This window comes from Saccharibacillus sp. WB 17 (genome assembly GCF_008634075.2).
Taxonomy (GTDB): domain Bacteria; phylum Bacillota; class Bacilli; order Paenibacillales; family Paenibacillaceae; genus Saccharibacillus; species Saccharibacillus brassicae.
Map to the genome: position 1 here is coordinate 53,120 of NZ_VPFK02000022.1, position 6,000 is coordinate 59,119.

At 60.0% G+C, this 6,000-nt stretch carries 8 protein-coding genes; all 8 read left to right on the forward strand.

Annotated elements, in window-relative coordinates; genetic code table 11:
• Window positions 1-146: 146 nt before the first annotated feature.
• Entirely contained in the window at window positions 147-620 is a 474-nt protein-coding gene (gene accB / locus FTE24_RS11505; protein ID WP_150229796.1) for an acetyl-CoA carboxylase biotin carboxyl carrier protein, read from the forward strand.
• Entirely contained in the window at window positions 617-2,005 is a 1,389-nt protein-coding gene (accC, locus tag FTE24_RS11510; protein WP_150229794.1) for an acetyl-CoA carboxylase biotin carboxylase subunit, read from the forward strand. The genes accB and accC overlap by 4 nt, the downstream gene beginning before the upstream one ends.
• Before the next feature lie 83 nt (window positions 2,006-2,088).
• Window positions 2,089-2,508, forward strand: coding sequence for an Asp23/Gls24 family envelope stress response protein (locus FTE24_RS11515; RefSeq protein WP_141445991.1), 420 nt, complete (start codon window positions 2,089-2,091; stop codon window positions 2,506-2,508).
• 65 nt (window positions 2,509-2,573) lie between these two features.
• Window positions 2,574-3,113, forward strand: a complete 540-nt coding sequence (gene amaP, locus FTE24_RS11520) for an alkaline shock response membrane anchor protein AmaP (protein ID WP_150229792.1) — start codon at window positions 2,574-2,576, stop codon at window positions 3,111-3,113.
• Window positions 3,114-3,125: 12 nt separating this feature from the next.
• Complete coding sequence (locus tag FTE24_RS11525) at window positions 3,126-3,359, forward strand: DUF2273 domain-containing protein (protein ID WP_141445989.1); 234 nt, start codon at window positions 3,126-3,128, stop codon at window positions 3,357-3,359.
• Between the two features lie 354 nt (window positions 3,360-3,713).
• On the forward strand, window positions 3,714-4,166 hold the full coding sequence (gene nusB, locus FTE24_RS11530; protein ID WP_141445988.1) for a transcription antitermination factor NusB: 453 nt from the start codon (window positions 3,714-3,716) through the stop codon (window positions 4,164-4,166).
• 49 nt (window positions 4,167-4,215) lie between these two features.
• Entirely contained in the window at window positions 4,216-5,076 is an 861-nt protein-coding gene (folD, locus tag FTE24_RS11535; protein ID WP_150229790.1) for a bifunctional methylenetetrahydrofolate dehydrogenase/methenyltetrahydrofolate cyclohydrolase FolD, read from the forward strand.
• Window positions 5,077-5,091: 15 nt separating this feature from the next.
• Window positions 5,092-6,000: exodeoxyribonuclease VII large subunit (gene xseA / locus FTE24_RS11540; protein WP_160441731.1), on the forward strand; the 909-nt coding region annotated here is incomplete at its 3' end.

Genomic DNA, 6,000 nt, shown 5'->3' on the forward strand with positions numbered 1-6,000 from the left:
CGGGTTTCTCCTTCGGGAGACCGCCCTTTTTATTTTGCAAGGTTGTGATATAATACATAACGTTAGTTAAACGGCTTGCCGTGCGTTTACAAAGCGCTGCATCATTTTACCTGCACAAGCCTGAAAATGTTAAGGAGCGTGCCCGAATGTTTAAAATAAGCGAAATCAAAGAACTTATCGAACTGCTCGACCGGACTTCGGTTCAAGAATTGGAGCTGGAGGAAGAAGGCGCGCGCGTCGTCATCCGCAAAGGCAGCCGTATCGACGCTTCGGCCCTGCAGTTTGCCGTGAATGCGCAGCAGCCCCAGGCGCAGGCGGTCCACGCGCCGAGCGCGCCGGCCGCGGCGGTGCCTGCCCAGGCATCGGCGCCCGACGAGTCTTTACATAAAATCGTCTCCCCGATGGTCGGCACGTTCTACGCTTCGCCGTCCCCGGATGCCGATGCCTATGTAAACGCGGGCAGCCGCGTCAACGAGAAATCCGTCGTCTGCATCATCGAAGCGATGAAGCTCATGAACGAGCTGCTGGCCGAAGTCAAAGGCGAGATCGTGGAAGTGCTGGCCGAGAACGGACAGCTCGTCGAATACGGACAGCCGCTGTTCCTGGTCAGATCGGAATGAGTCAAGCGCAAGCGGAAGGAGGACGCATCGATTTGGAAACGACGAAATTCAACAAGATTCTGATCGCCAACCGCGGCGAAATCGCTGTGCGGATTATTCGCGCGTGCCGCGAAATGGGCATCTCGACGGTGGCGGTCTATTCCGAAGCCGACCGCGATTCGCTGCATGTCCGCCTGGCCGACGAAGCGTACTGCATCGGGCCGACGGCGTCCAAAGACAGCTACCTGAACTTCACGAACCTGATGAGCATCGCGACGCTGACCGAATGCGACGCCGTGCACCCGGGTTACGGGTTCCTCGCGGAAAACGCCGACTTCGCCGAAATTTGCGAATCGTGCAACATTACGTTCATCGGCCCTTCGCCGGACAGCATCACCAAGATGGGCGACAAAGCGGTAGCCAAGTTGACGATGCAAAGCGCGGGCGTTCCGGTCATTCCGGGTTCCGACGGTCTGGTCGAAGACCTGGACGAAGCGATCCAGATCGCGCGCGGCATCGGCTATCCGGTCATTATCAAAGCGACCGCGGGCGGCGGCGGCAAAGGCATTCGTCTGGCCGAAGACGAAGACACGCTGCGCCAGCAGATCGTGGCCGCCCAGCAGGAAGCGGAGAAAGCGTTCGGCAACGCCGGCGTCTATCTGGAGAAATTCCTGACCGGCATGAAGCACGTGGAAATCCAGCTGATCGCCGACAAGCACGGCAATGCGGTGCATTTGGGCGAGCGGGACTGCTCCGTGCAGCGCCGCCGGCAAAAACTGGTCGAAGAAGCCCCTTGTTCGATCATCTCCGAAGAAGTGCGGACAGCGATGGGCGCGGCGGCGGTACGCGCTGCCCATGCGGTCAACTATTCCGGCGCGGGCACGCTCGAGTTCCTGCTCAGCCCGGACGGCAGCTTCTACTTCATGGAGATGAACACCCGGATTCAGGTCGAACATCCGGTGACCGAGATGGTCACGGGCGTCGATCTGATCCAGGAGATGATCTCGGTTGCCGAAGGCAATCCGCTGTCGTTCACCCAGGAGGAAGTGACGATAAACGGCTGGTCGATCGAATGCCGCATCAATGCCGAAGATCCGGATCGCAACTTTATGCCGGCTCCGGGCAAGATCAGCTTCTATCTGCCTCCGGGCGGACCGGGCGTGCGGGTGGACAGCGCCGCTTACCAGGGCTATACCATTCCGCCGTTCTACGATTCCATGATCGCCAAGCTGATCGTCTGGGCGCCGACGCGCACGCAGGCCATCGCCAAAATGAAGCGGGCCCTGGCCGAATTCGCCGTCGAAGGCATCGCGACCACGATCCCGTTCCACCAGCGTCTGCTGAATCACGAAACGTTCGTACGCGGCGATTTCGACATCAAATTCCTTGAAGAAAACGAAGTCTGAACGTGACAAACGCCGTTTGTCACATCGGGCGGCAAATGCTATATTTAAGGAATAAATAATCCATAAGGTGGATGGTATCGAATATGAGCAGCTTACCTACAGAATTTGAACGGACGGAGATCGGCGAGATCCAGATCGCGCCCGAAGTGATCGAAGTGATCGCGGGACTGGCGACGATCGAAGTGGAAGGGATCGCGGGCATGAGCGGCGGCTTCGCGGGCGGCATTGCCGAGCTGCTGGGACGCAAGAACCTGTCGAAGGGCGTCAAGGTCGAAGTGGGCCAACGCGAAGCGGCGGTCGACGTATCGGTTATCGTCGAGTACGGTTCCCGCCTGCCGGAAGTGGCCGGCGCGGTGCAGCGCAACGTCAAGCGTTCGATCGAGATGATGACCGGCTTGTCCGTCATCGAAGTGAACGTGCATGTGCACGACGTGCAGTTCAAAGCCAAAACGGTCGAAAGCCGTTCCGAAGAGCTCGAACTGGGCATTCCCCGGGTGAAATAACGTTTTTCCGACCCCCGACCCGCAAAGTCGGGGTTTACTACCGTTTGGAGGGGGCTTGGCCGTACGTGGCAAAAATAGTGGACCGTCTGCTGCTGTTTCTATACAGCCTAACGATTTTGATTCTGAGCATTTTGGCCATCCTCCTGCTGAGCCGCTCGATCCGGGTTCCGATCGATTTCCGGTTCGACCTGCCGACGATGTCGATTCTGGTCGCCGGCCTTGCCGTGCTGATTCTGATCAGCCTGCGGATGCTGTACGTGTCGCTGCGCCGCAGCCGCGCGAACGTGCATTCCGTCGACCAGCGAACCGATCTGGGCGAGATCCAGATCTCGCTGGAGACGATCGAGAATCTGTCGCTCAAAGCGGCGTCCCGCGTGCGCGGCGTCAAAGATCCGCGCACGCGGATTCGGATGACCGATCCGGGACTTGTAATCGAGATCCGCACGGTCGTCGACGGGGAATATCCGATTCCCGCGCTGACCGCGGAAATCCAGCGCGGCGTCAAACAATTCGTGCATGAAATCACGGGCATTCCGGTGGCTTCGGTCTCGGTCTACATTGCGGGAGTCATGCAGCCCCAGGCGTTCAAAAGCCGGGTGGAATAGGAGAGGGCGCCGATGAAATGGAGTGAAATCTGGACCGTGTACGGAGGCCGCTTGGCTTGGACGGCCGCCGGCTTGTTTTTCGGCCTGCTGTATCTGGCGGTCGGATTCTGGCATATGCTCGTGGTGGCTCTGCTGACGCTGCTCGGCTACGGAATCGGAAGCCGCAAAGACCGGCGCGCCGGTCCGCTGCTTCCGTGGGGCGAACTGCGCGCCCGGCTCATGGAGCGCTGGCGCCCGTTTCGCTAAATCCTTCGCAAGACGCTGTATCCGCTGCCGCACGCGCGCCGGCCGGGAAGTTCCGGCCGAGCGTTTTTGCCCGAATCGGGGTTGAAGGTCCCGAAGGCGCGCGAACGAACGGAGCGAAAGCCTGTGAGACGTTTTTACGCCGGACATGAAGAACGGCTTGCCGTCCGTCTTCCAAGCAAGACAGGCGGCGTTTCCGACCGGAAGGAACGGCTTAACAGCCGAACTTTCCGGCGGAAACCCAAGCTTTTCGGGACGGGAGAAGCGTTTCACAGGTTTTTGCATGTTCAGGAGTACCGTAACATTCATATAAACCGACAGAACAACAGATAGCACAACAGATAGCGGGAGGGACCCATGAAAAGAAGATTGGGAAGAGAATTGGCTGTACAAAGCCTGTACCAGATGGAAATGAACGAGGTGGCGGCATTCGACGCCGTGTCGATGCTGATTTCGGAAGCCGGGGACGAAAACGAAGGCGAAGTGAAACTGGAAGACGCCGACCGGCTGGCCGAATACGTGCTGGCGCTCGTGAACGGCACGTGGACGCACAAAGCGGCGATCGACGACCTGCTCGGCGTGTATCTCAAAGGCTGGCAGATCAGCCGCCTGTCGCGCGTGGATCGCCAAATTCTGCGCCTCGCTTCGTACGAAATGATTTTCGCCGAAGAAGTGCCTGCCAAAGTCGCCGTCAACGAAGCGATCGAATTGTCCAAACATTTCGGCACCGACGAGTCCGGCAAGTTCGTCAACGGCGTGCTCGGCAAAATGATCCAGGACGCCGACGAGCTCAAAAGTAAGTTGAAGTAATCAAAAAATCCCCACCTCACATAGACCCACTTTTAAAGGAGAGAAAACCATGACGACAGCCCAAATTATCAGCGGAAAACAAGTATCGGACGAAATTCGCCAGAATCTGAAAACCGAGGTCGAAGCGCTTGCCGCCAAAGGCTGCGTGCCGGGCCTCGCCGTCGTGCTCGTCGGGGAAGATCCGGCCTCCCAGGTCTATGTGCGCAACAAAGCCAAAGCGTGCGAAGACCTCGGCTACCATTCCGAAGTGCATCGCCTGGAATCCGATACGTCGGAAGAAGACCTGCTTGCGCTCGTGCACAAGCTGAACGAACAAGAAAACATCAACGGCATTCTCGTGCAGCTTCCGCTGCCGAAACATATCGAAGAAAAAGCGGTCATCAACGCGATCTCCCCGGAGAAAGACGTCGACGGCTTCCATCCGATCAACGTGGGCAACCTCATGATCGGCGACGACAGCCTGCTGCCGTGCACGCCGGCCGGCGTAATCGAGCTGATCAAGCATACCGGCATCGAAATGTCCGGCAAGCATGCCGTCGTCATCGGCCGCAGCAACATCGTCGGCAAGCCGGTATCGCTGCTGCTCCAGCGCGAGAACGCGACCGTGACGATGTGCCATTCGCGCACGGCCAACATGAAGGAGCTGACGCGCCAGGCCGATATTTTGGTCGTGGCCGTCGGCCGCGCCAACTTCGTCGACGCTTCCTACATCAAGCCGGGCGCCGTCGTGATCGACGTGGGCATCAACCGTCTGGAGACGGGCAAGCTTGCCGGCGACGTGGACTTTGAATCGGCAAGTTCCGTATCGGGCCCGATTACGCCGGTACCGGGCGGGGTCGGTCCGATGACGATCACGATGCTGATGAAAAACACGCTGCTTGCCGCCAAGCGCGCGCACGGCTTGTCGTAAGCGGGAGGTTCCGGCATGGAGCAGCGCATACTGTCGATCCAGGAGCTGAACCGGTATATCCGCCAGAAGTTCGAAGCGGACCCGCTGCTGCCTGAAGTGTGGGTGCGCGGCGAGATTTCGAATTTTACGCATCATTCGAGCGGACATATGTATTTTACGCTAAAAGACGCCGGCAGCCGCGTGCGGGCGATCATGTTCGCTTCGCACAACAAGCGGCTGCCGTTTATTCCGCGCGAAGGCACGCGCGTCATCGCGCAGGGCAGCGTCTCGGTGTTCGAGCGCGACGGCCAATACCAGCTGTATCTGACCCAGATGCAGCCGGACGGCGTCGGCAGTCTCTATCTGGCCTACGAGCAGCTCAAGCAGAAGCTGGAGACCGAAGGACTGTTCGACGACAGCGGCAAGCGCCAAATTCCGGCGCTGCCCAAAGCGATCGGCGTCATCACCTCGCCGACGGGCGCGGCCGTGCGGGACATCCTGACGACGCTCGGCCGCCGGTTCCCCGGCGTGCCCGTCATGCTGTATCCGGCGCTGGTGCAGGGCAAGGAAGCCGCCGCGTCGATCGTGCGCGGGATCCGCATCCTGAACCGGCTCGGCGAAGCCGAAGTGCTGATCGTCGGCCGCGGCGGCGGATCGCTCGAAGAACTGTGGGCTTTTAACGAAGAGATCGTCGCCCGAGCGATCTACGATTCGGCCATTCCGGTCATCTCGGCCGTCGGGCACGAGACCGACTTCACGATCGCCGACTTTGTCGCCGATCTGCGGGCGGCGACGCCGACCGCCGCCGCGGAACTCGCGGTGCCGGACCGGCGCGCGCTGCAGCATCGCGTCGCCCAGCAGCAGGAGCGGCTGCGCGGCGCCCTGCTGCGCCGGGCCGCGCAGGAGCGCGAACGTCTGGCGCGCCTGCAGCGCTCCGCCGTGCTG